Source organism: Arthrobacter sp. NyZ413, from assembly GCF_049390645.1.
Classification (GTDB): domain Bacteria; phylum Actinomycetota; class Actinomycetes; order Actinomycetales; family Micrococcaceae; genus Arthrobacter.
In genome coordinates this window covers 1,835,435-1,858,206 of sequence record NZ_CP155434.1, presented here as the reverse complement: position 1 = coordinate 1,858,206, position 22,772 = coordinate 1,835,435, and the positions used below count along the sequence as shown (strand labels likewise).

The 22,772-nt window shown below is 61.9% G+C and carries 16 protein-coding genes and 1 tRNA gene; 6 read left to right on the top strand and 11 right to left on the bottom strand.

Annotation, left to right across the window (positions count from 1 at the left end; genetic code table 11):
• The first annotated feature begins 30 nt into the window (after positions 1-30).
• The 5 genes from ABCW42_RS08720 (at position 31) to ABCW42_RS08700 (ending at position 4,959) form a co-directional block, all read left to right on the top strand.
• Complete coding sequence (locus ABCW42_RS08720; RefSeq protein WP_423184452.1) at positions 31-918, top strand: LysR family transcriptional regulator; 888 nt, start codon at positions 31-33, stop codon at positions 916-918.
• 277 nt (positions 919-1,195) lie between these two features.
• Complete coding sequence (locus tag ABCW42_RS08715; protein ID WP_423184451.1) at positions 1,196-2,491, top strand: MFS transporter; 1,296 nt, start codon at positions 1,196-1,198, stop codon at positions 2,489-2,491.
• A 143-nt stretch (positions 2,492-2,634) separates the two neighbouring features.
• Positions 2,635-3,831 carry a CaiB/BaiF CoA transferase family protein gene (locus tag ABCW42_RS08710; protein WP_423184450.1) on the top strand — a complete coding sequence of 399 codons (1,197 nt, stop codon included), beginning with the start codon at positions 2,635-2,637 and terminating at the stop codon, positions 3,829-3,831.
• A complete protein-coding gene (locus tag ABCW42_RS08705; RefSeq protein ID WP_423184449.1) occupies positions 3,831-4,676 on the top strand; it encodes an alpha/beta fold hydrolase in 846 nt (281 codons plus the stop codon). The genes ABCW42_RS08710 and ABCW42_RS08705 overlap by 1 nt, the downstream gene beginning before the upstream one ends.
• Before the next feature lies 1 nt (position 4,677).
• Complete coding sequence (locus tag ABCW42_RS08700; protein ID WP_423184448.1) at positions 4,678-4,959, top strand: ArsR/SmtB family transcription factor; 282 nt, start codon at positions 4,678-4,680, stop codon at positions 4,957-4,959.
• A gap of 124 nt (positions 4,960-5,083) precedes the next feature.
• Here the strand turns inward: ABCW42_RS08700 and ABCW42_RS08695 are convergent, their stop codons facing one another.
• The 5 genes from ABCW42_RS08695 to ABCW42_RS08675 all read right to left on the bottom strand — a co-directional run bounded on the left by ABCW42_RS08695 (position 5,084) and on the right by ABCW42_RS08675 (position 10,320).
• Positions 5,084-5,752 (bottom strand): RraA family protein, encoded by a 669-nt coding sequence (locus ABCW42_RS08695; RefSeq protein ID WP_423184447.1) that lies wholly within the window; start codon positions 5,750-5,752, stop codon positions 5,084-5,086.
• 94 nt (positions 5,753-5,846) lie between these two features.
• Positions 5,847-7,175: an MFS transporter gene (locus ABCW42_RS08690; protein ID WP_423184446.1), complete on the bottom strand. Its 1,329-nt coding sequence runs from the start codon at positions 7,173-7,175 to the stop codon at positions 5,847-5,849.
• 255 nt (positions 7,176-7,430) lie between these two features.
• Positions 7,431-8,111 (bottom strand): 4-carboxy-4-hydroxy-2-oxoadipate aldolase/oxaloacetate decarboxylase, encoded by a 681-nt coding sequence (locus ABCW42_RS08685; RefSeq protein ID WP_423184445.1) that lies wholly within the window; start codon positions 8,109-8,111, stop codon positions 7,431-7,433.
• Between the two features lie 179 nt (positions 8,112-8,290).
• Positions 8,291-9,247 carry a LysR family transcriptional regulator gene (locus ABCW42_RS08680; protein WP_423184444.1) on the bottom strand — a complete coding sequence of 319 codons (957 nt, stop codon included), beginning with the start codon at positions 9,245-9,247 and terminating at the stop codon, positions 8,291-8,293.
• 991 nt (positions 9,248-10,238) lie between these two features.
• Positions 10,239-10,320 (bottom strand) — tRNA-Leu (locus ABCW42_RS08675).
• A 195-nt stretch (positions 10,321-10,515) separates the two neighbouring features.
• Between ABCW42_RS08675 and ABCW42_RS08670 the strand changes: the two genes are divergently transcribed.
• Entirely contained in the window at positions 10,516-11,121 is a 606-nt protein-coding gene (locus ABCW42_RS08670) for an ANTAR domain-containing response regulator (protein ID WP_133202642.1), read from the top strand.
• Between the two features lie 262 nt (positions 11,122-11,383).
• Here the strand turns inward: ABCW42_RS08670 and pyk are convergent, their stop codons facing one another.
• The 6 genes from pyk to trpB form a co-directional block, all read right to left on the bottom strand.
• Positions 11,384-12,886 carry a pyruvate kinase gene (gene pyk, locus ABCW42_RS08665; protein ID WP_423184443.1) on the bottom strand — a complete coding sequence of 501 codons (1,503 nt, stop codon included), beginning with the start codon at positions 12,884-12,886 and terminating at the stop codon, positions 11,384-11,386.
• A 57-nt stretch (positions 12,887-12,943) separates the two neighbouring features.
• Positions 12,944-14,401: a glutamate synthase subunit beta gene (locus ABCW42_RS08660; protein ID WP_423184442.1), complete on the bottom strand. Its 1,458-nt coding sequence runs from the start codon at positions 14,399-14,401 to the stop codon at positions 12,944-12,946.
• Positions 14,394-19,007, bottom strand: coding sequence for a glutamate synthase large subunit (gltB, locus tag ABCW42_RS08655; RefSeq protein ID WP_423184441.1), 4,614 nt, complete (start codon positions 19,005-19,007; stop codon positions 14,394-14,396). Before gltB ends, ABCW42_RS08660 begins: the two co-directional genes overlap by 8 nt.
• A 262-nt stretch (positions 19,008-19,269) precedes the next feature.
• Positions 19,270-20,457 (bottom strand): prolipoprotein diacylglyceryl transferase, encoded by a 1,188-nt coding sequence (gene lgt / locus ABCW42_RS08650; RefSeq protein ID WP_423184440.1) that lies wholly within the window; start codon positions 20,455-20,457, stop codon positions 19,270-19,272.
• A 19-nt stretch (positions 20,458-20,476) separates the two neighbouring features.
• Complete coding sequence (trpA, locus tag ABCW42_RS08645) at positions 20,477-21,301, bottom strand: tryptophan synthase subunit alpha (protein WP_423184439.1); 825 nt, start codon at positions 21,299-21,301, stop codon at positions 20,477-20,479.
• A complete protein-coding gene (trpB, locus tag ABCW42_RS08640) occupies positions 21,301-22,713 on the bottom strand; it encodes a tryptophan synthase subunit beta (protein ID WP_423184438.1) in 1,413 nt (470 codons plus the stop codon). The genes trpA and trpB overlap by 1 nt, the downstream gene beginning before the upstream one ends.
• Positions 22,714-22,772: the final 59 nt, after the last annotated feature.

Below are 22,772 nucleotides of genomic sequence, written 5' to 3'. Positions count from 1 at the left end.
ATTTTATACACGTCGAGTAGGATTAGCTGTGTGAACACAGACGAAATGCGCTGGTTCGTGGCCCTCGCCGAAATCGAAAACGTCACTGCGGCTGCCGCTAGGCTCAACGTCACCCAGCCCACACTGACCAGGGCTCTGCAGCGGCTGGAGAACGAAGTCGGCGCACCACTCTTCGACCGCACGGGGCGTCGCCTTCGGCTCAACGAATACGGAAAGATCTTCCTGGAGCGTTCCCGCGAAAGTCTCCAATCCCTCGACCGGGCAACCAAGGAAATCGATGCACTCCGCAACCCCGAGAGCGGAATCATCCGCCTCGCTGTCCTGCATTCGATGGCCGTTTGGTTCGCGCCGGAAATAATACGCCGCTACCGCTCCATTGCCCCTAAAGCCCGCTACGAGCTCCAACTGGCTGCGGCCCACGAAATGGTCGGCCATCTCAGAAGCGGTCGCGTCGACCTGGCCATTACAGGACCCCGGCCCGATGCCGACGACCTTGGATGGCACGTACTGCGTGTCGAACCATTGACCATGGCGGTCCCGGCGAACCATCCCCTCGCCGCCCGGGAGACCATCTCAGTAGCTGACGCCGCGGGAGAACCCCTAGTGACCCTACGCTCGCATTTCGCCATGCGCCACTTGATCGACGCCCTCTACGATGCTCACGGGCTCCATCCCGTCGTGGCATTGGAGACTATGGAAATCCCATCGATCGAAGGACTCGTAGCAGCGGGCCTCGGCGTCGGCATCGTCCCCCGACCAAGAGAGGGCGCCCCGAGGCCCGAGGTCGCATACGTCCCGCTGACCGACGACGGCGCTGAGCGTCCCATCGGCCTGGCCTGGCGAAAGGGAGAGATGCAGAACCCGGCAGTCAAGAGGTTCGCCGAGTTTGTTCGCTCACGAATGGGCCAACTCACATAACGTCGAATACGCCGATCGCCTACTCCTGCATGGATTTGCCCTTATAGATACGTGCTGTGCATGGTTCCATACCAAATGATCATTTGTCCTGACAATCTCGCACCCCTACTCTCGAACAAAGACCAATGAAGGTTTCAGAAGCAGAGATGGGCGCGAAGACAAACACCCGCGAACCTGGGATCGTGCTCCATAATCTCGCTACCACCACCCCGGTAAGACCCTGCTAGATGCCTTTCCTCAACGGTCCAATGACGAAGCGAATCGAGGAACAACAATAATGAGCGATCAAACAACCGAGGCCACCTTGGCCACCCGCGCAGAAGCAGACACCCCGCTTGAGCCAACAGTGGCCGGGAAGACCCGAATGGGCCGTCTCCTGACCGGCGTCCTGCCTGCCACTGTCGGCATGTATGCCCTTTACCAAGGCATCCAGCAGGTGCTGATCCCCCTTCAGGTCCAAGAGATCGACCCTAAGCAGAAAGTGGCCAACCTTGCGATCATTACCGCAATCTCCGCCGTCACCTCGTTGATCGCGCTACCGATCGGCGGCGCCGTTTCAGACCGGACCCGTGGCCGGTTCGGACGCCGCTCGCCATGGCTGCTCGCCTCGGGTATCACAAGTGCCATCCTCGTGGTCATCATGGGATTGATGAACTTCCTGTGGCCGCTGGCCATCGTCTACGCGGCAGTGTGGTTCGCTGCGAACTTCTACCAGGGAGTGTGGGCTGCTATACTGCCTGACCGTGTCCCTATTGCCCGGCGAGGTTTGGCTTCGTCAGTTATCGGCATGGGAACGCCACTAGGCATCCTTCTCGGCGTCAACTACGTGGCACAGGTCTCGCGTGAAGTCGCCTATATTTCCCTTGGGGCCTTCCTCGTCGCGGCGACAATGTTTCTGGTCTTTTTCGCTCCGGAAGGTCCGTACACCGAGCCCCGCCCTGTGAAGGAGAAGCACTCAGTTATCCGACGGGTTGGCGAATTCTTCAGCGGCTTCTCACACGTGAATTTCCGTTATGCCTTCGCAAGCCGCTTCCTGCTCTACCTTGCCTACTTCGTAATCAACGGCTACCTGCTGTACACGCTTCAGGACCGCGTGGGCGTCCAGAACGTTCCCGGTCAGAGCGCAGCAGTAGGCATCGGAATTCTGGTGACCATCAACACCCTTGCCTGGATCGGTTCGGCGGCACTTTCCGGTTGGCTCGCAGACGTCTTCAAGCGCCGCAAGATGTTTGTTGGCATCGCTGCCGTCGGTATGGGTCTGGCAAGCCTCATCCCGGTCTTCTTTCCGACTTGGACCGCAATGGTCGTCTTCGCCTTCTTCGTGGGTTTCTTCAAAGGCTCCTATCTTGCGGTCGACTTCGCCCTCATGTCTCTCGTCCTGCCCAACCGGGACAGCGAGGGCCGAGATATGGGTCTGCTATCGGTTGCGACCGGAGCTCCCCAGTTGATCTCCGGGGCAATCGCCGGTCTGTTGATCACCTTCGCCGGCGGATACGTATCCCTGTTCATCTTCGGCACTGTCGTTGCCTTCCTGGCAGGCCTAGCGGTCATCCCGATCCGCAATATCCGCTGACGAGGACACCAGCACTCAAGCACGCGTGACACGAGGCTGCGCCGGAGCCAAGCAAGAAGCCACCGGCGCAGCCCTGTCGCACAGAATAAAACATTGAGCGGGAAGCCCCACACCCCCGCTCCGACAGGATAAGTTCCCAGACTATGAACGCCAAACCTCTGGACGGCATCACCGTCGTCACCTTTGAACAGGCGGTCGCAGCACCGTTCGCCACACGGCAATTGGCCGACCTCGGCGCCCGGGTGATCAAAGTCGAACGCGACACGGGCGACTTCGCCCGGGACTACGACACCACAGTTTACGGACAATCGAGCTACTTCACTTGGTTGAACCGAAGCAAAGAAAGCATTGTGCTGGACCTAAAGAGCGAGCACGGGCGCGAGGCGGCACGTCAGCTGCTCCTGCGCGCCGACGTGGTCGTCCAGAACCTCGCCCCTGGCGCCGTCGACCGCCTCGGCATCGGCGCCCACGACGCCTTAGAGCTCAACCCCCGGCTCATCTACACAAGCATCTCAGGCTACGGATCCGGCGGCCCCTACCAGGACAAAAAGGCTTACGATCTGCTGATTCAATGCGAGGCCGGGCTGCTGAGCGTCACGGGCACCAAAGACGAGCCGGCAAAGGTTGGAATCTCCATTGCTGACATATCCGCCGGAATGTACGCCTACTCAGGAATCCTCACCGCACTCCTAGCCCGAGAAAATACAGGCCTCGGGGACATCATCGAAGTATCCATGCTGGAGGCGCTCGGCGAGTGGATGGCCCAGCCGTATTTGTACGCCGAGTATGGTGGCATCCAGCAGCCCCGCACCGGTGCCGCCCACGCGACGATCGCACCATATGGGCCGTTTGAGACGGTCGACGGGACCGTCTTCCTCGGCGTCCAGAACGAACGCGAATGGCACCGCTTTTGCGAACGTGTACTCGGCGCTCCATTCATCGCAAGCGACCCCCGTTTCGTCACCAACAGCGACCGTGTGCGAAACACTGCGGCACTCACCGGAATCATCGCCGAAAAGATCCGGACCCGGCACACAGAAGACGTTCTCGCTGAACTCGAAAATGCTGGAATAGCCAACTCGAGAATACGCGACATGGCGGAGTTCTCAGCCCATCCGCAACTGGCTGCCCGCGACAAGTGGCGAAACGTGGGCTCGCCCCACGGTCCCGTCCGCGTGATGACGCCGCCCGCCCGATTCCAGTCATTTGAGGCTCGGCTTGATCCGGTCCCCGCATTGGGCGAACACACGGACTCTATCCTGGCTGAAATCGGCTTCGCTCGGCAGCTTAATTCTCGCTCCGGCGACCCCAAGCCCTCCCTCGAAATGGAAGTAATCTAGTGCCACATGCAACAACCCCCACCGGAACGACTCTCGCCTACGAGGTTATTGGCCCCGAAAGCGGGGAACCGCTCATCCTCCTCAATGGAACTGGCGCCCAGCTGATTGGATGGCGGCTCCGATTCAGGGAGCGCCTCGCAAGCCTGAACTTCAGGGTCTATGCGATAGACAACCGCGACGTTGGCGGCTCTCAAAAGTTCCCCGGAGTGGAATACGACCTCCGGGACCTTGCCTTGGACACTGTCGGGTTCCTGGACGCGCTCGGAATTCCTGCCGCGCACGTGGTGGGCCAGTCCATGGGCGGAATGATCGCCCAGGAGATGGCCATTGACCATGGTCAGCGCATTCTGAGCCTCGGCCTCCTATACACGAGCCCAGAGTACGGAACCTACAACAGGGGGGCCGACCTCCGCAAAGTGCGCGATTCACTCCCGAATCCGACCACGCGTGAGGAGGCTGCAGACATCTACCTCATTAATGAGGAAGCCTGCGCTTCAACCCGGTTCCCACGAGACGTCCAGTGGCTTCGCGAGCTCGGAGGCATCATGTGGGACCGCGGCATCGACGCCGAGGCCATCGGCAGGCAGCGTACCGCGATCGGCCGGTCGCGGTCACGGACCGATCTCCTCGCCAGGGTCGACATTCCTACCCTCGTTGTGCACGGCAAGGCCGACCAACTCCTCGACTACCACGGCAGCATCATCATCAGTGAACAGATTGAAGGCTCTGACCTCTACTTAGTGGCAGGGCTAGGTCACGAAATCAACGCCGAGGTTGAAGCAAGATTTGTGGAGTTGATTCAGGCGAACGCGCTGCGCGGCTCCCTGGCCAACGCCCCTATTTAGAATGAACGACCCCGAAGTCAGAAGGGACCAGGAGGATGCGGTGCTATCCCACGCACGAATGAAACTTGCTGCCTCCCCCGGGAGTAGCAGAGTCTTCAAAACACTGCTTCAAGGACCCCGGTCACCGTCGGAAATCGCGAAAGCCTTGCGCATTGCACCGGGCACGGCATCGAATCACCTCGCCCACCTCCACGCACTCGGTCTGGTTACCTCAGAGCCCAAAGGACGCAACCGGATCTACTCAATCCCGTCTTCCATTAAGTCGACACTGCAGCTCGTATAGCGGGTCGGAGCTTACGACATGAGCGCTGCCTTGGAAACTGCTGCTGCTTAGGAATCGGGCTCAGCGGCTGCTCAGGCTTTCGAAGATGCACGGGTGCGACGGGTTCCCGAACATGCTCCAGCCGTCATTCATGACTCTTCCATTGTAAGTCGTGGTAACCAAAGTCCCGGCGTGCACCAACCAACGTGGATCCAGACTTGACCGCAGCGATGATTTTGCTCTCAATCTCCTCGATCCGCTCTGCGATATCGGCTATGCGTTCTGCGTACGCGTGTGGAACGGCCAGTGCTCCATCGGCGTCGCCGCAGATGATATCGGACGGTGAGACCTGCACTTCGTTTATTGTCAGTCCAGATCCTACAGATACGAGCCGCACTCGATCCTTACCCGTACGCATATACCGGCCGAGGCTGAAAAGAGGGTAGGCCTGTTGAAGGGACGTGGACACGTCGCGGCAGACGCCGTTGATCACTGTGCCCGCTATCCCCCGGGCCGCTGCAATCTCGGTCATAATGCCGCCCCACACAGTGACGTCGGTCCGGGCTTGGTTGTCGATGAGCACGATTGCTCCTGGCGGAACGTCGTCGAGAAAATCCCCGACGCTGCCGCGCTCCTCTCGAGCCGGTTCGTACCTCACGGTGAAGGCTGGTCCGGCTGCGCGGAAATCAAACGCCAACGGTGCAATCCCATACAGGGTGCCCTGTATGCCAAGGGAGTCCAGGGCGTCGGAGATCGTGGCGGTCGGCAGTGCCGCGAGCCGGGTGACAATATCGGCTGCAATTGTGGTGCTCATCGTTTTCCTTCTTTTGGTTCTTACCAAACGCATTCTGCGTGTGGTCTCATCGGGTTCCCTGAGTGGCTCACATCCAGGCACGCAGGTCCTTCGATCATCGGGTTGATGTGGCCTCCGGAGCGGAGATGTGCGAGCTTTGCCGCCTCGAAAGGAGCGGTTCGCTGGTCTTCGTCAGTGCAATGCCGATGATGCCAAGGACAATCACCCCAGCGTTGAGGAGGATCACTTCGGTCCAACCGAATTGCTTTGCGATGAGCGGCGCCACGGTTGGAACGATTGCTGCGGCAATAAAGCCCCAAGTGTTCATCCAACTGCCCACGGTCGCCGTGAACGGTCCGCCAATGTCAGTCGCCATGGTCCAAGACAACGTCTGGGCAAAACCGGCTCCACCGAGGGCAACGCTCAACCACAGGACCGTTCCCAAAGGGTTTTGGGTAGTTGTGCTGAGGACCAGGCAGGCCGCAGCTAGCACCAGACCCCCGATGGCGACGAGGTTGCGGGAAAGGAACCGGGACCCGGTCCGTTTCAAAATGGCGTCGCTGAGAGCGCCGGCAAAGAGAACGCTGATTGTGATGCAGACAAAAGAAATGCTCGTGTAGCCGCCGACTTGGGCGAATGGAACGTGGCGTTCCGCCTCAAGGTAGAAGGGCAGCCAGTAGATGAAGAATTGAATCGTCCACAGTGTGCCGAAAAATCCCAAGGCGATGGTCCAGAAGGACCGCTGCTTCAAGAACATCCGCCACGGCACCCGTGAATTGGCTTCGGCAGCGTTCTCGCTGTCTGCATTGATCAGCGTGCGCTCGGACTCGTTCGGTTTCGAGCTATTTTCAGGCCGGTCGGACACGGAGAAGTACCACAGAGCGCACGCTAAAACGCCGATGGCGGCGCAGACGAAGAACAGGGAATTCCACCCTAAAGCCGTGATGACAGGTACGAGCAGCATGGCACCTAGGGCAGGAGCGAGGAACGCGCCGGCATTCATCAGCGAATTTGCCTTACCCCGCTCACGCGACGGGAACCAATTGGCAAAGAAACTGTTGGCGGCTGTGAACACCGGACCCTCTCCGGCTCCGAACAGGAACCTCGTCATGGCCAGCATCACGAACGAGTTCGCGAGTCCGGTGCAGGCCGTGAAGATCGACCAAGCCAGGATTGAAAGGGCCATCGCCTTCCGGGGTCCGATGCGACGAATCAACATACCGCCAGGAATTTGGCATAGGAAATAGCCGATGTTGAACAAGGTAGTGATCACGCCGAACTGGACCGGATCGATGCCGAGCGTCTTCATGATTGGGCTGGCTGATACTGAGAAGGCGATCCGGTCGAGGTAGGCGACGAAGCAAAGAACGAAAACAATGGCACCCCCCTTCCACCTAACGCGGGTAGGTCGGGTCGGTGAAGCGGACGAAGCGAAAATGGTCATCGAAGATCAGTCTCCTTTGGCTGTTCTTTATGTCTTGAGGGCGTCCTTGCCCTGGGCAATATCAGATTTTGGGGAGGGAGTGTCGAGTTCCCCGGATGGGCTAAGCATTTAGGCGTCTTAGCCCAGGCGAGAGGGTTAAGTTAGCAACGCAGGAATGCCGTGCTCGAACCGCTCAACCCTTGTTGCGGTGTCTTGCTTCTCTATTTGAAAGCGCTGTGTGAGATTGAGAGCAGCCGCTGGATTGAACAAAAGCAGCTACCATCCGTATCGCTGCAGAATCGGTAGCAGGCCAAGGAGTTCGGCGGTGGAGGCACCTTCAGCGATACGACGCCGGTAGTCTTCCTCTTTTGCCTCCCGCGCTTCGGCCCTTTGCAGTGACTCGAGCACCTCCCCCGATTTGACGACGACGAGGCCATCGCGGTCGCCGATGATGATGTCGCCGCGCCCGACCGGGGTGCCGGCGAGGTTGATGGTCCCGCCCACCTTGCCTGGATCGACTTTGGTGGTTCCACGGATGGAAATGCCCCGGGAGAAGACCGGGAAGCCGGCGTCTATGATGGCTTCAGAGTCTCTGACAGAGCCGTCGATGACTAGTCCAGCGATGCCTGCCTGCTGGGCGGCAAGGGTCAGGACATCGCCCCAGGGACCGGCGTCAGTAAATCCCTTGGCATCAACGACAAGGACGTCTCCGGCCCTTGCCATGAGAACGGCCTGATGAAGCATGAGGTTGTCGCCAGGCTTGGTGTTCACGGTCAAAGCCGGCCCGATGAGCTTCATGGCCGGATCGATGGGCCGGATTTCCGACGCGATGGATCCGCGCTGACCCTGCGCCTCGTACACGGTGGCGGTTCCAAGCTCTTGGAGGCGTTGCAGCTGTTCTTGGGTGACGTCCATCGCCCCGGCTTCAGTTGCCGGATCCGAGTGTTGTTGTGTCATTGGCATTGGGATCGGCTAAATGCCTAGTCTCCTTCTGAATACGGTGTCTGCCTGCACGGCACATGAGCTTTAGGGTGCCGCGCCTAGAGGGGAGGGAAGTTCCCGGAATGCTTTCTATCGTGTCCCCCCGCTGGGCTCTCCGTCCAAGATGGAATTTCACTGTTTTCATACGTTGGCGCTTATGAACCCGACGGCGGCGACATTCTTAATTGTGCGAGCATTGCCTCGACCAAGGGGCGCCGGGAGCCTTGGACTGTGAGTGCTACCAGCTCCGTGCCTGCCCCGGCGGGAAGGTCGTCGAGAGGCAGGAAGCGGACGTCCGATCTTCCGTGGGCCGCGAGGCCGGCGGTAACAAGGGTGACACCCAATCCTGCGGCGACCAGACCGAGCGCAGAATCGATTTCGAACGCCTGATGCACCACGTTCGGCACGAACCCTGCCTCTCGGCAGAGAGCCGTGATTCGAGCGGGAAAGTTGGCGGATTCCCTCTTGGGGAACAAGATGAATGCTTCCCCATCAAGTGCAGGGAAGTGCACTCGCTCTTTTTCTGCTAACCGGTGCCCTGGAGGAACCGCAACGACAAGCGACTCACGCCGGAGGACCTCCTGTGCGATTTGTGGAGACGCTGAGGGATCCCGCCCGATTCCCAGATCAATGAGGCCGGATCGCAAGGCCTCTGGCTGATCTTCCGTAAGGATCTCGTGCAGCTGGAGTTCCACATCGCCGTACGAATCTGTGAACGCCCGGACCGCGGAAGGCAGGACTCCATACATGGCGGATCGCGTAAAGCCGATCCGAAGGCGGCCACGTTTTCCCGTAGATACTCCCCTAAGGCGTTCGACGAGCTCATTAAAGTCGGACAACAACTGTTCCGCTTCGTCTTTGAGCAGCAGCCCCGCCTCGGTGAGCCGATATGGTCGTGCATCGCGTTCAAACAGGGTCACGCCGAGTCTGCGTTCGAGCAGTCGAAGTTGCTGGCTGAGTGCTGGCTGAGCGATATTCAACTTCTCCGCTGCCTGACTGATCGTCGGGCTGCGTACGACAGTCAGGAAGACCTCGAGATTTGCGAAACTGATCCGTGTCGGCACAGTGCACTCCTTGCTTTCGGGCGGGATTGTACGGGCGATCCCGCTCACACTAATGATCGTGCAACAAAGCTCCCAGAGCAGGAACCCTCCGCCGAGTAAGCTCGCCACACACTTCCCACACCCTCGGGTGTCATGGCCGAGATCCCCACGGCGGAGCCCTGGCTGCGGCGGCTGTGCAGCGCGAAGTCGGATTCGCATCCCGCGGCACCAAGTACGAGGTAAATGCCCTGAACTTCCGACAGTGCGCCTGCCAGTCCGCGCAATGCGAATCCCCCACCATCGCGCACAATTTGTCGTAGCTGAGCAACTGGTCCGCGGAGGCGGCGAGTTTTGGACGTCACGGGCGTGGGCAACCCGTTGCCTGGATTAATCACGTCCGCGAGCAACCCGTCGAGCGTGAGCTACACCGCGTGCAACGACGCCGCCGTCATTTCGCCGATCCCGCCAGCACGTCCGAGGCGTCGCCGCCCAGGGTGGCGTCGTCGGTGTACTGCTCGCGCAAGCCACGGGCCTCCCAGAGTCCTTTCACGAGGATCAGCTCGCTAGGTCAAGACGTCGACAGGACCCGGGGCAGTACCGCATGTAGCTCCGAGCCGCACCTCCATTGGGCATGCACGTTGAAAGGCCCAGGTGCGAACGACCGCGGCACTTCCATAAAGCAGACGTAAGTGTGGACACTGTCCACACCCCCTTTGGCAGGACAAACCGACACGCACAGCTCCCCCTCAGGACTCGAAGTAGCCCTCCAGGGGACTTCCGCGCCAAAGTCGGTTTCGTCATGTCGTACCCGGAACCCCGAACCATGAACCGGTGTTGGCCATCCACGACCAACCAGACAGAACCGGAACGAGGAACCGCAAAACCCCACCCAGAGCAGGCGGAGGGCCCACCAGCCAGGACCCTGAACCCGCCACCCACGCACCTGAATAGGCCACCGCGGCGGCCAGGCCAAAGCCCGCCAACCTAGCGTCAGAGGGACGCCACCACAAGCTTTGTACACACGTTAAAGCAAAAACCCCTCTGACGAGGGGGAATGCTGTGCCCGAGGTGGGACTCGAACCCACACACCTTTCGATACCGCATTTTGAGTGCGGCGCGTCTGCCAATTCCGCCACTCGGGCGCGGAAACACTGGAACAAAACTAACCTACGTCGGGCTCTTCGAAGAACCCGCCGCTCCTTGTCGCAGTGCGCGAAACTACTCTACATGGACTTCGGCTAAATTCAGAAACGGCCCCACGGGGCAACAAATCATATGCAACGTTCGGGTACAACTAAGATGGTTTTGAACCCGCCGTACGTCTTGAAGGAGATCCCGTGTCAGAACAGACGGAGTCCAAGCCAGCAGCCCAGCCGGCCCGCCGTGTAGTTGTCGCAGAGGATGAGACGCTCATCCGCCTGGACATCATCGAGATCTTGAAGGGCGAAGGCTTTGACGTCGTCGGAGAAGCCGACAATGGAGAGAAGGCAGTCCAGCTTGCAGAGGAACTGAAGCCGGACCTGCTCCTCATGGATGTGAAGATGCCTGTTATGGATGGCATCACAGCAGCGGAGAAGATCGTCAAGGCCCGGATTGCCCCGGTTGTCCTGCTGACGGCCTTCAGCCAGAAGGAACTCGTGGAACGTGCACGCGACGCTGGCGCCATGGCTTACGTCGTCAAGCCGTTCACGCCAGCGGATCTCATCCCGGCCATCGAGATCGCGTTGTCCCGCCACGAGGAAATCAAAGCCCTTGAAAACGAGGTTTCGGACCTCCAGGAGCAGTTTGCCACCCGCAAGCTTGTGGAGCGCGCCAAGAGCCTCCTGACCACCAAGATGGGCCTTACGGAGCCGGAAGCGTTCCGCTGGATCCAGAAGACCTCCATGGACCGTCGCCTCAGCATGCGCGAGGTTGCGGAGACCATCATCAACCAGGTCAACTAGCACTCGCTGCCAAAGGCGTCCGCTTCCACGCGAAGCGGGCGCCTTTTTGCTGCCCGCGACCAAGGCCACGGCCTCCAAGCCTGTTGACTTACGGCCTAGGGCCTACGGCCTGCGGCCACGGCCGGATGCCCGCGAAGCAAAACAAACAAAGAAGGCCCCGCCAAACTGAACTGCTCCCCGAAAGTCAGAACTGATTTCTCAGTCCAACTTCCGGGAGCAGTTCAAACGGCGGAGCCTTCCATGCACGGTCTCAGGAAAGAGATCAGGACTTGACCTTGATCTTCTTCTTCTTTTCCGGCCACGGGCCAAGCTTTTCCCTGCGGGATGCGGCTTCTTCCACGCGGGAGGTATCCGCGAGGTCGCCAACCTTGTGCACCTTGAGGGAGTTGGTGGAGCCGGCCTGTCCTGGAGGGGAACCGGCCGCGATGACCACGAGGTCGCCGTTGTCCACGATCTTCATCTCGAGGAGGCTGCGGTCCACCTGGGCAGTCATGGCGTCCGTGTGGCCGACCATCGGGACCAGGACGGGCTGGATGCCCCAGGTCAGTGCAAGCTGGTTCCACACGTGCTCAAGCGGCGTGAAAGCGAACACCGGCTTGACGGGACGCAGGCGCGACAAGCGACGGGCCGAGTCACCGGACTGGGTGAAGGTACAGATGTACTTCGCGTCCAGCTGGTCGGCGATTTCGACGGCGGCACGCGTGATCGCGCCACCGCGGGTCCGGGGCTTGGTCCCCAGCGGAGGGACGCGCTCAAGGCCGTGCTCTTCCGTGGATTCGATGATCCGGGCCATCGTCTTGACTGTCTCGATCGGGAACTTTCCAACACTGGTCTCGCCGGACAGCATCACTGCATCGGCACCGTCGAGCACTGCGTTGGCGCAGTCGGATGCCTCTGCACGGGTCGGGCGCGGGTTGTCGATCATGGACTCGAGGACCTGGGTGGCAACGATGACCGGCTTGGCCCAGCGACGGGCCAGTTCGATGGCGCGCTTCTGGACGATCGGAACCTCTTCGAGCGGAAGTTCCACGCCGAGGTCGCCACGGGCAACCATGATGGCGTCGAAGGCATCGATGATCTCGTGGAGCTGGTCCACGGCCTGCGGCTTTTCGATCTTGGCGATGACAGGGACGCGGCGACCTTCCTCGTCCATGATCTCGTGCACACGCGTGATGTCCGCGGCGTCACGGACGAAGGACAGCGCCACCATGTCCACGCCGCGCTTGAGGGCCCAGCGGAGGTCGTCCTCGTCCTTTTCGCTCAGTGCGGGAACGTTGACTGCGACACCGGGCAGGTTGATGCCCTTGTTGTTCGAGACAAAACCGCCCACAGTCACCGTGGCGACCACCTTGACGTCGTCGACCTCGATGGCGCGCAAGGCGACCTTGCCGTCGTCGATCAGCAGGCTGTCGCCGACGTTGACGTCTTCGGTCAGGCTCTTGAGCGTGGTGGAGCAGATGTCCTTCGTGCCCGGAACGTCCTCGGTGGTGATCGTGAAGGTATCGCCGACCGACAGCTCGTGCGGACCATCCACGAAGCGGCCCAAGCGGATCTTGGGGCCTTGGAGGTCGGCCATGATGGCAACGGGCTTGTGAAGCTGGGCGGAAGCCTTGCGGACGTTCTCGTACGTGTTGTCGTGGACCGAGTAGTCGCCGTGGCTCATGTTCATGCGGGCGACGTCGACGCCGGCTTCCAGCACCGCGAGGGTGTTGTCAAAACTGGAGATTGCCGGTCCGAACGTTGCCACGATTTTTGCGCGTCTCATATACCTACCCTAGTAGTGTGCTGCTGTTGGAGTGGGGAAAGCGTAGTGCGCCGGTCCTTAGAGGACCGCGATTGCCCGGTCGGTGGGAGCCACCGGCGCGGGCAGGATGGTGCTGCCCATGAGGTACTTATCGACGGCCGCGGCACATGCGCGGCCTTCGGCGATCGCCCACACAATCAGGGATTGGCCACGTCCGGCGTCGCCGGCCACGAACACACCCTCGGTGTTGGTCATGTAGTAGCCGTCGCGGGCCACGTTGCCGCGGCCATCGAATTCGGCGTTGACCTGCTCGGTTATGCCCGAAGGTTCCGCACCGGTGAACCCGAGTGACAGGAACACGAGGTCGGCCGGGATGATCCGCTCCGTGCCGGCCTTCGGCAGACGCTTACCGTCCACGAACTCCGTCTCGGCAACCTTGACTCCGGTCAACTTGCCGTCTTCGCCAACGAACTCCACGGTCGAAGCAAGGTAGGTCCGCACGCCGCCTTCTTCGTGGGCGCTGGCTACTTCGAACAGTGTCGGGAACGTGGGCCAAGGCTGGTGGGAGGCACGCTCAAGCGGCGGCTGCTTGCCGATCGCAAGGGTGGTGACCGATGCCGCGCCGTGGCGGTGGGCGGTTCCCAGGCAGTCGGCTCCGGTGTCGCCGCCGCCGAGGATCACAACATGCTTGCCCCTCGCGTCGATCTGGCCCTCCACCGTTTCGCCTGCAACCACGCGGTTGGCCGGCACCAGGTAGTCCATGGCGAAGTGGATACCGTCGAGGTCACGGCCAGGAATGGGGAGGTCGCGCGGCACGGTTGCGCCGGTGGCGATCACCACGGAATCGTAGCGGCGGCGCAGCTGTTCCCAGGTAACGTCGGTTCCGACGGCGACACCCGTACGGAACCTGGTGCCCTCGGCCTTCATCTGATCGACGCGGCGGTCGACCTGTTCCTTCTCCATCTTGAAGTCGGGGATGCCGTAGCGCAGCAATCCACCGATCTTGTCGTCGCGCTCGTACACGGCAACCGTGTGGCCGACGCGCGTCAGCTGCTGGGCAGCTGCGAGGCCCGCGGGGCCCGAGCCGACGACGGCGACCGTCTTGCCTGACAGACGCGTCGGCGGAAGCGGCTGGACCCAGCCGTTCTCGAAGGCGTCGTCAATGATCGAAACCTCGACCTGCTTGATGGTCACGGCAGGCTGGTTGATGCCAAGGACGCAGGACGCTTCACAGGGTGCGGGGCAAAGGCGCCCCGTGAACTCCGGGAAGTTGTTCGTGGCATGAAGGCGTTCAATCGCTTCTTCGCCCTTACCGCGCCACATGAGGTCGTTCCACTCAGGAATGAGGTTGCCCAACGGGCAGCCTTGGTGGCAGAACGGGACGCCGCAGTCCATGCAGCGCCCGGCCTGGCTCTTGAGCACGCCCTTGTCCTGCGCTTCGTAGACTTCCTTCCAGTCCATGATGCGGACGGGAACGGGACGGCGTGGCTGCGTCTCGCGCTGCCGGACTTTCAGAAATCCGCGTGGATCAGCCACCGGTTACCTCCAGGATTCGAGACCATACTTCTTCGCCGTCGGGGTCAAGGCCCTCTTCGATGGCGTCGAGACGGGTTTGCAGGACTGCGGCGTAATCGCGCGGCAGGACTTTGGTGATGCGGGCAGCCGTGTCATCGAAGTTCTCCAGCAAGCGGCCCGCGAGGACCGATTCGGTTTCTTCGACGTGCTTGACGAGCAGGCCGTGGACGATGTCGCGGTCTTCGGCGTCGAGCTCCAGCAACTGCAGGTCACCGGAATCCAGTGCCTCCTTGTTGACCCGGGCGGGCTGGAGGTCCAGCACGTAGGCTGTGCCACCGGACATTCCGGCGCCGAAGTTACGGCCGGTACGGCCGATGATCAGCGTCTGGCCACCGGTCATGTACTCGCAACCGTGGTCACCGATGCCTTCGACGACGGCCGTCGCACCTGAGTTCCGCACCAGGAAGCGTTCGCCTACCTGGCCGCGCAGGAACATCTCGCCGCTCGTCGCGCCGTATCCGATCACGTTGCCGGCGATGACATTGCGCTCCGCCTGGAAGACGTTGCTGCGGTCCGGACGCACGATGATCCGTCCGCCGGAAAGGCCCTTGCCGACGTAGTCGTTTGAGTCGCCGAACATGCGCAGTGTGATCCCGGCCGGAAGGAACGCACCGAGGGACTGCCCTGCGGTTCCCTTCAGCGTGATGTCGATCGTGTCCGTCGCGAGCACGTCCACACCGAACGTCTTGGTGACGACGTGTCCGAGCATTGTTCCAACGGAACGGTCCGTGTTGATGACGTCAACGGAGATCTTCACCGGCGTGCGGTCGCTCAGCGCCTCGGCGGCCATGCCGATGAGGCGCTGGTCGAAGTGCTTGTCGAGCTCGTGGTTCTGGCCCGTGAGGTTGCGCAGCGGAACGTCGTCGTCGAACTCGAGGCCGTGCAGGATCGGATCGAGGTCCAGTCCTTCGGCCTTCCAGTGATCGATTGCACCGCGGGTATCCAGCACTTCGGCGTGGCCGATTGCCTCTTCGAGGCTGCGGAAACCGAGCTCGGCAAGGAGTTCGCGCACTTCCTCCGCGAGGAACTCGAAGAAGTTGACCACGAACTCAGGCTTGCCGTTGAAGCGCGCACGCAGCTCGGGGTTCTGGGTGGCGACGCCGACAGGGCAGGTGTCGAGGTGGCAGACGCGCATCATGATGCAGCCGGAAACAACGAGGGGCGCGGTCGCGAAACCGTATTCCTCGGCGCCCAGCAGCGCGGCGATAACGACGTCGCGGCCGGTCTTGAGCTGGCCGTCAACCTGGACCACGACGCGGTCGCGGAGCCCGTTCAGCATGAGGGTCTGCTGGGTCTCGGCGAGGCCGAGCTCCCACGGAACACCAGCGTGCTTGAGCGAGTTCAGCGGCGAGGCGCCGGTTCCGCCGTCGTGCCCCGAAACGAGCACGACGTCGGCCTTCGCCTTCGTGACGCCGGACGCCACCGTGCCGATCCCGACTTCCGAAACGAGCTTGACGTGAACCCGGGCAGAGGGGTTGGCCCGCTTGGCGTCGTAGATGAGCTGGGCGAGGTCCTCGATCGAGTAGATGTCGTGGTGCGGGGGCGGGGAAATGAGCCCGACGCCCGGGGTAGAGTGGCGGGTCCGGGCTACCCAGGGGTAGACCTTCTGTGCCATGAGCTGGCCGCCTTCGCCGGGCTTGGCGCCCTGGGCCATCTTGATCTGGATGTCCTCGGCGTTGGTCAGGTACAAGCTGGTCACCCCGAAACGACCGGAAGCGATCTGCTTGATGGCGGAGCGGCGCTCAGGGTCCAGCAAGCGGTCAACGTCCTCGCCGCCTTCACCGGTATTGGACTTTGCGCCCAGTCGGTTCATGGCGATGGCGAGGGTCTCGTGGGCTTCCTTGGAGATGGAGCCGTAGCTCATTGCGCCGGTGGAGAACCGCTTGACGATGCTCGACACCGGTTCGACTTCTTCAAGCGGCACGGCCGGGCGGATGCCGCCCTTGAACTTGAGAAGGCCGCGAAGGGTCATCAGGTTCTCGGACTGGTCGTCGATGCCCTTGGTGTAGGACTTGAAGATGTCGTAACGGCGTTCCCGCGTGGCATGCTGCAGGCGGAAGACCGTCTCCGGGTTGAACAGGTGCGGCTCGCCGTCGCGGCGCCACTGGTATTCACCGCCGCCGAGCAGCGGACGGTGCGGCTGCTCGATGCCACCGTCCGGGTAGGCCATCTGGTGGCGCGCCGAAACTTCGGCGGCGATGACGTCGAGGCCGACGCCGCCCAACTGGGAGTGGGTGCCGGAGAAGAATTCGTCCACCAATTCCTGGGACAGGCCAAGTGCCTCGAACGTCTGGGCACCCGTATAGGAAGCCACAGTGGAGATGCCCATCTTGGACATGATCTTGAGGACGCCCTTGCCGAGGCCCTTGATCAGGTTGTAGACGCCGTCTTCGGGGGTCACTCCGACAACTTCGCCGGTGCTGATCAACTGCTCGACCGACTCCATGGCCAGGTACGGGTTCACAGCGGCGGCGCCGAACCCGATCAACACTGCCACGTGGTGCGTTTCGCGCACGTCGCCGGCCTCAACCACCAGGGCGGTCTTGGTGCGGTTGGCGCTACGCAGCAAATGGTGGTGCACGGCACTCACCAGCAGGAGCGACGGGATGGGTGCCCACTGTGCGTTGGAGTCGCGGTCGGAAAGCACAATGTACTGAACGCCACGGTTGATCGCACCAGAAACCTGCTCGCAGATTTCCGTGAGCCGGCTACGGAGGGCTGCCTCGCCGCCTTCGGGGCGGTACAGGCCACGGACCTTCATGGCCACTTTGTCGCCGTCGGCGTTCTCGATGTTTGCGATCTTCGCGAGCTGGTCGTTGTTGATCACGGGGAACGGCAGCGAAACCTGCGGCTGGCGGACTCGTCCGACGTCGAGCAGGTTGCCGTTCGGACCGATCGCGCAGGTCAGCGACGTTACGAGCTCTTCGCGGATAGCATCCAGAGGCGGGTTGGTAACCTGCGCGAAAGACTGGACGAAGTAGTCGAACAGCAAGCGCGGTCGCTTGGACAGCACCGCCACCGGGGTGTCGGAACCCATGGCGCCAAGCGGTTCGGCACCGGTACGGGCCATAGGGCCGAGGAGGATCTTGAGCTCTTCCGTGGTGTAGCCGAAAGTCCGCTGGCGGATGTTGACGGACGCCGCAGTGTGGAGCACGTGCTCACGCTCCGGGAGATCCTTGAGGTCAATCAGGTTGTCCTTGAGCCACTCGGCCCAAGGGTTGGCTGCGGCCACTTCGGCCTTGACCTCCGCGTCGTCAATGATGCGGCCGGCTTCGGTGTCCACGAGGAACATCTTGCCGGGAGAGACGCGGCCCTTCTTGACCACCTTGGCGGGTTCGACGTCGATCACGCCCACCTCGGAAGCGAAGACGATCAGCCCGTCCTCGGTGATCCAGTACCGGCCAGGGCGCAGGCCATTGCGGTCTAGCGTCGCGCCGACCAGGCTGCCGTCGGTGAAGGACACGGCGGCAGGGCCGTCCCACGGTTCCATGAGCAGCGAGTGGTACTCGTAGAAGGCACGGCGCGCAGGATCCATTGTGGCGTGGTTTTCCCAGGCCTCGGGGATCATCATCATGATCGAGTGGGTGATAGGACGGCCGGAAAGCCAGAGCAACTCGGCGACTTCGTCGAATGACGCAGAGTCGGAGGCTCCCGGGGTACAAATCGGGTACAGCTCTTCCGGCGAGTCACCCAGCAGGGGGCTCGCGAGCTGGGACTGGCGGGCGCGCATCCAGTTGCGGTTGCCCTTGACGGTGTTGATTTCACCGTTGTGGGCGATGGTGCGGAAAGGCTGGGCGAGCGGCCACGAAGGGAAGGTGTTCGTGGAGAAGCGCGAGTGGACAATGGCCAGCTTGGTCTTGAAGCGCTTGTCCGAAAGATCCGGGTAGAACGGCTCCAGCTGCGCGGTGGTCAGCATGCCCTTATACACGATCGTGCGTGACGACAGGGACGGGAAGTAGACACCGAACTTGTTCTGGGCACGCTTGCGGATGCGCCAAGCGCGGGAATCCAGCTCATTGCGCTCGAGCGTTTCGCCCGTGGAGGAAGCAAAGAAGGGCTGGGCGAAGTACGGCATGCAGGCACGCGCCATGGCACCGACGAGGTCGGCTACCACCGGAACTTCGCGCCAGCCGAGGACGGTCAGGCCCTCGTCAGCGGCAAGCGCCTCGATACCGGCCTTGGCGGTTTCTGCTTCGCGGGTCTCAGCGGGCAGGAACGCCGTACCCACGGCGTACTGTCCAGGGGCAGGCAGTTCAAACTCGGTGACAGCCCGGAAAAACTCGTCCGGAACCTGCATGAGGAGGCCCGCACCGTCGCCGGTGCCTTCGTCAGCACCCACGGCTCCACGGTGTTCAAGGTTGCGCAGCGCAATCAGGGCCGCTTCAACGATGTCGTAGCCGGGCTCGCCACGCAGCGTGGCAATGATCGCGAGTCCGCATGCGTCCTTTTCCTGCTCAGGGTTGTAGAGGCCCTGGCCTTCCGGGAGCGCGGCGAAGCGCTTGAATGGAGAGATAACGCCCTGCGGTTCGTCTGTGGCGGACCAACTTGGGTTATGAAGACGGGTCATTGAAGACGTCCTTCCTCGAGATAGTGCGAATGGAAGGGACAACGCTGGCCCCACCTTGTCTGCCGTGTGACGGGCACAACAAAGCGCTAATTACTTGAAATTGTAGGCCAGCAGGCAAGACCCAACGAACAGTTACGAATGCCTATGGCCCAGGCTTGACCACGGGAGCCTCTGTGTGCTGCCGGGGAACTGCCAAGGATGCCACGACGCTGTGGCCGGGGGCCCTGGGCGGTAACCCGGTGCCCCTGTGCCGTAGCGCTGGCTACTTGGTGGTACCAGCTTCCGGCCCGGATCCGGAGGCACTCCCTGCGGCGGTGCCGGCAGATTGGGGGTCGGTGCCCGACGTGTCGCCGGAATCTGACTCCTCAGTCTTTTCGGTCCTCTCAGCAGAATGGCCCAGATCGCTTTGGTTATTGGGGAGATTACCATGTGCACCACTATTCGAGACAGGCGGGTCCGTATCATGGCCTGTTTCGTCGGTCACAATTGTGCTGTTTCTCTCATCGTCTTCCTGGCTCGAAGGTGCCTCTTCGACCGCGGCAGCCGCTGGTTCCCGGCCCGTCAGGTAGGCCGAATCCGGTACCGGCCGCCCCCGGAGGGTCAAGGCGATGAAAATGATGAGCGCGGCGACGAAGACGATAATGCTCGTCCACACGTTGAGGCGCGCCGTGATCCCGAAAAAGTTGATCTGTTCAGCGTCGTCGATGCGGAGTGCTTCAATCCAGACACGGCCAAGCGTGTAGTAGATCGCGTAGAGCCAGAAAAGCCGGCCGCGACGGAAATGGAAACGGCGGTCGAGAACCAGGAGGATAACGACGCCGATGATGTCCCACAGCGATTCGTACAAGAAGGTCGGGTGGAACAAGGTGTCGCTCGGCATGCCGGCCGGAAAATTAGGGCTCGAAGGGTCAATCTTGAGGCCCCAAGGCAGTGTGGTCGGTCCACCGAAGAGTTCCTGGTTGAACCAGTTGCCCCAGCGCCCGATTGCTTGGGCAAGCAGCAATCCGGGCGCAGCTGCGTCCAGGAATGCAGTGAGCTTCACGCCCGAGCGACGGCAGCCGAACCAGGCACCCACCACGCCCAAGACCACGGCGCCCCAAATACCGAGGCCGCCACGCCAGATCTGCGGAATCAGGGACAGGTCACCCGTGCCGTTGAAACCCGGACCGAAGTAGGCGTCCGGAGACGAAAACACGTGGTAAAGACGGCCGCCCACAATGCCGAACGGGATCGCCCAGATGGCAATGTCCCACAAGCTTCCCTCGGGAGTGCCCCGGCGCTTCCAGCGCACGGCAGTCAACCAGAGCCCCAAAACAATCCCGAGCAGGATGCACAACGCATAGGCGTGGATGCGCAGGCTCCCCCACGGCAGCGGAATATCGAATCCCGACCATGAGGGGCTCGGAATGCTCATGGGAGCAAGTGCCGCGGCGTGGAGGAGGCTCTGCATGGTCTACGCTTTTCCTTTTCTAGGCTTGCGTCGTGTTCTGAGCTGCCGCCCGGCCAAGGCCGGCGCTGAGGTTCTTGGTGAGCTGCGCGACGGCGTCAACCCCGCCATCGCGTATGGCCGCCACCAACGCGGTTCCCACGATGACGCCATCCGCATACGCGGCAATCTCACGGACATGGTTCGCATTGGACACCCCAAGTCCGACGCAAACCCGCTCGGCGCCTGCCGCATGCGTGTCCGCCACGACCTTCTCGGCGCTGCTGCTGACGGATGCCCGGGTACCGGTGACGCCCATGATCGAAACGGCGTAAACGAATCCGCGGCTCGCCTTCACCGTCATTGCAAGCCGTTCCGGAGTGGACGACGGGGCAACGAGGAAGACGCGATCCAGTCCGTATTTGTCCGAAGCCGCAAACCACTCGGAGGCTTCATCCGGGATGAGGTCGGGAGTGATAAGCCCGGCTCCCCCGGCTTCGGCCAGCCTCCGGGAAAACTCGTCGACACCCATGCGCATCACCGGGTTCCAGTACGTCATGACCAGCACGGCGGCATCGGTGGCTGCGGTAATGCCTGCCACGACATCAAAGACGCTCGCCACGCGGAAACCGTTGGCGATGGCCTCGGTGGTCGCGGCCTGAATGACGGAACCATCCATGACTGGATCCGAATACGGGATGCCGATCTCAATGAGGTCCGCACCGTTCCGGGCCATCGCGATGCCGGCGTCAATGCTGGACTGGACGTCGGGGTATCCGGCCGGCAAGTAGCCGATCAGGGCAGCACGGCCCTCCGCCTTGGCACGGTCGATGGCGGCCGCGGACTTGCTTGTGATCTGCTCAGTCATCAGTTCTGGTCCTTGCCTGCCGCTTCGGCTTCCGCCGGGATTGCTTCGTCGCTGGTGGCGCTTGCCTCGCCGGTAGCGCGCTCCGTCGGCCCCTTGGGCTTGCGGGTGGAAAGGGTAGTCCCCTTGACGTTTCCGTCCTCGTCGAGCATGTCGAACCAGGCCGCCGCTGTCTCCACGTCCTTGTCGCCGCGGCCGGATAGGTTGACGATAATGGTCGTGTCGCCCGGGTTCTCCTTGCCCTCGGTGAGGCGGTGGCCCACCTTGATGGCTCCCGCGAGGGCGTGCGAGGACTCGATGGCGGGAATGATTCCTTCCGTCCGGCACAGCAGGCGGAAGGCGTCCATGGCCTCGGTATCCGTGATGGGCTCGTAGGTGACTCGTCCTATGTCCGCCAGGTACGAGTGCTCCGGACCGACGCTCGGGTAGTCCAGACCCGCGGAAATCGAATGCGATTCAATGGTTTGGCCGTCTTCGTCCTGCATGAGGTACGAGCGGGCGCCATGCAGGACGCCGGGGCGTCCGAGCGTAATGGCCGCGGCGTGGCGGCCGGTTTCGACGCCTTCACCGCCGGCTTCGAAGCCGTAGATCTTCACCGAGGCGTCGTCCAGGAAGCTGTGGAAGAGCCCGATTGCGTTGGAACCGCCGCCGATGCAGGCGCACACGGCGTCGGGGAGCTTTCCGGTCTGCTCAAGGATCTGGGCGCGTGCCTCATCGCCGATGACCTCGTGGAAGAAGCGGACCATGGCCGGGAACGGATGTGCCCCCGCGGCCGTGCCAAGAAGGTAGTGGGTGGTGTCCACGTTGGAAACCCAGTCCCGCAGGGCGTCATTGATGGCGTCCTTCAGCGTCTGCGAACCGTTGGTGACGGGAACGACAGTCGCACCGAGGAGCTGCATCCGGGCTACGTTGAGGGCTTGGCGACGGCAGTCCTCAGCTCCCATGTAGACAACACATTCCAGGCCGAGCAGAGCTGCCGCGGTTGCGCTGGCCACACCATGTTGTCCGGCGCCGGTTTCCGCGATGACACGGGTCTTGCCCATCCGTTTGGCGAGGAGCGCCTGGCCGAGCACGTTGTTGATCTTGTGGGATCCCGTGTGGTTCAGGTCTTCCCGCTTGAGGAAGATGCGCGCGCCGCCGGCATGTTCGGAGAAGCGCTTCGCTTCCGTGAGTAGCGACGGGCGGCCGGAGTAGTTCTTGTTGAGGTCCTTCAACTGGGCGAGGAACTCGGGATCGGCTTTTGCCTTCTCGAAGGTGTCCTGCACTTCATCGAGGGCTGCGATGAGGGACTCGGGCATCCAGCGTCCACCGTACGAGCCGAAGTACGGCCCAGTCGCGTTGCGCAGCGAGGCTCCGCCATGCAGGAATGCGTCGGCCGCATTCTCTTCCGAGTTCGCTGTTGGCGCGTCCACCATCAGTTCACCGTCCTGTTCAGTTGATAGTTGAGTTTTCCAGGAGCCGCAGGGCAGCAGCG